Origin of the sequence: Mesorhizobium sp. M4A.F.Ca.ET.022.05.2.1 (assembly GCF_003998845.1) — a bacterium.
Taxonomy (GTDB): domain Bacteria; phylum Pseudomonadota; class Alphaproteobacteria; order Rhizobiales; family Rhizobiaceae; genus Mesorhizobium.
The window spans coordinates 1-2,102 of record NZ_RZOJ01000639.1 but is presented as its reverse complement, the minus strand read 5'-3'; the positions used below and the strand labels follow the sequence as shown (position 1 = coordinate 2,102).

The window sequence follows — 2,102 nt, the reverse complement described above, 5'->3', positions numbered from 1 at the left end:
CGGCGTGCTCACTGTGATGGTGGGCGGCGAGCAAGCAGCTTTCGACCGGGCCAAACCGGTGATCGATGCTTTTGCCCGCATGGTCGGGCTGATGGGGCCGTCGGGTGCCGGCCAGCTCACCAAGATGATCAACCAGATCTGCATTGCAGGGCTCGTCCAGGGATTGGCCGAAGGCATCCATTTTGGCAAGAAGGCCGGGCTCGACATCGAGAAGGTGATCGAGGTGATCTCCAAGGGTGCGGCCGGCTCCTGGCAGATGAAAAACCGCCACAAGACGATGAATGCCGGTAAATATGATTTCGGTTTCGCTGTCGACTGGATGCGCAAGGATCTCGGCATTTGCCTGGCGGAGGCCGACCGCAACGGCGCCAAGCTGCCGGTGACGGCGCTCGTCGACCAATTCTACAAGGATGTGCAGGCGATGGGCGGTCGGCGCTGGGACACCTCTTCCCTGCTGGCTCGTCTGGAGAAATAGGGGCGCCATGGCCGAGCTTTCGCCCCAATCGAGCGCCGACGAAATCGTCGCTTATCTGCGCTCGATCGGCTCGGAGGAAAATCGCCGCGGCATGTTGCGCTACGGCATCAAGATCGAGCGCGCGCTGGGTATTCCGCACGGCGTGCAGCGGCAGATCGCCAAGAAGATCAAGCGCAACCATGAACGTGCCTTCGAACTCTGGCAGACCGGTATCATGGAAGCGCAGTTCATCGCTTCCGTCACCGCCGACCCGAAGCGGTTTTCCGCTGCGGATGCAAGGCAATGGGCGGCGTCCTTCGATTCCTGGGATATCGTCGACGGCGTCTCCGACCTGTTCGTCGACACGGACGCCTGGAAGGAACTGATCGAAGAGTTCGCGGCCGACGAGCGGGAGTTCGTTCGACGCACGGCCTTTGCCATGATGGCCGGTCGCGACCTTCCTCGGCTTCCTGCCAATCATCGAGGCGCATGCCGCCGACAGCCGCAATTTCGTGAGGAAGGCTGTGAACTGGGCGCTTCGTTCGATCGGCAAGCGTTCGGTGGAAATGCACGGCGCTGCCCTTGCCGTGGCCGAACGCCTGGCGCAGTCGACCGACAAGACGGCGCGCTGGATTGGCAAGGACGCAGTGAAGGAACTGACCAATGCCAAGACGATCGAGCGGATCGCCGCCAGGAAAGGCTGACGGCGCCGAAATCCGCTTCGCGGAGGTGACGCGCTCGACCCGCGCGGATTTCGAGGAACTTTTCGAACAGCCGGGCGCGCCGAAATATTGCTGGTGCATGGCCTGGCGCCATTCCAGCCGCGAGCACGCCCGGAACGCCGAGAAGAAGCGCATGATGATGGGGCTGATCGAGGCCGGGACGCCCGTTGGCATCGTCGCTGAAGTCGACGGCAAGCCGGTCGGCTGGTGCTCGGTCGCGCCGCGCGAGACCTATCGCAGGCTCTCAAAGCTTCAGGACGACAGCGAAACGGGCGTCTGGTCGATCGTCTGCTTCTATGTGCCGAGGGCCCTGCGCGGCGGCGGGCTCGCGGCGGCACTGCTCGACGCGGCGATTGACCATGCCTTTGACAGGGGCGCGCGCGTGATCGAGGCCTATCCGGTCGACCAGGCAGCGCCAAGCTACCGCTTCATGGGTTTTCGCGACATGTTCCTGGTGCGAGGCTTCCACGAGATCGGCACCGCGGGCTCGCGCCGGCATGTGATGCGGCTCGAGCGTTGACGCCGTGGACGGCGGCGTCTTTACTCAGGTGCAAAGGAAGCAGCCAATGAGCAAGCATCTCAAATCAACCATCGCGCTCTCCGCTGCTTTGCTTGTATCCATTGCCGCCGATGCATCGGCCGAGACCGCGCATATCTTCTGGAAGGACCTGCGGCCGGCGACGCAGGCGATCGCCGAAGACGCCAACCTGCCGATGATCGCGGCAAAACTGCCGGACCACGGCGAGACGCTGTCCATCAATCTCCAGGACAAGACGATTCGATTAGCCGGCTATGCATTGCCTGTCGATCGCGAGGGCGACCTCGTCTACCAGTTCCTGCTGGTGCCGTGGACGGGCGCCTGCAGCCATATGCCGACGCCGCCGCCCAACCAGATCGTTTTGGTCACGCCGGCCCATCCCTACAGG

Annotated in this window: 3 protein-coding genes and 1 pseudogene; all 4 read left to right on the top strand. The window is 63.3% G+C overall.

Features of this window, described 5'->3' with window-relative positions; translation table 11 throughout:
- Nucleotides 1-475: NAD(P)-dependent oxidoreductase (locus EN745_RS33965; protein WP_145992307.1), on the top strand; the 475-nt coding region annotated here is incomplete at its 5' end.
- Between the two features lie 7 nt (nt 476-482).
- Nucleotides 483-1,158, top strand: a pseudogene (locus EN745_RS33960) (DNA alkylation repair protein).
- Nucleotides 1,118-1,696, top strand: a complete 579-nt coding sequence (locus tag EN745_RS33955; RefSeq protein ID WP_127406873.1) for a GNAT family N-acetyltransferase — start codon at nt 1,118-1,120, stop codon at nt 1,694-1,696. Before EN745_RS33960 ends, EN745_RS33955 begins: the two are co-directional and overlap by 41 nt.
- A gap of 46 nt (nt 1,697-1,742) precedes the next feature.
- Nucleotides 1,743-2,102, top strand: a 360-nt coding sequence (locus EN745_RS33950; RefSeq protein ID WP_127423252.1) for a DUF3299 domain-containing protein, incomplete at its 3' end; no start/stop codon positions are given.

What these genes read in the sequence shown, in the direction of transcription:
- EN745_RS33955 (WP_127406873.1), top strand. Translation starts at nt 1,118, where the DNA reads ATGCCAAGACGATCGAGCGGATCGCCGCCAGGAAAGGCTGACGGCGCC.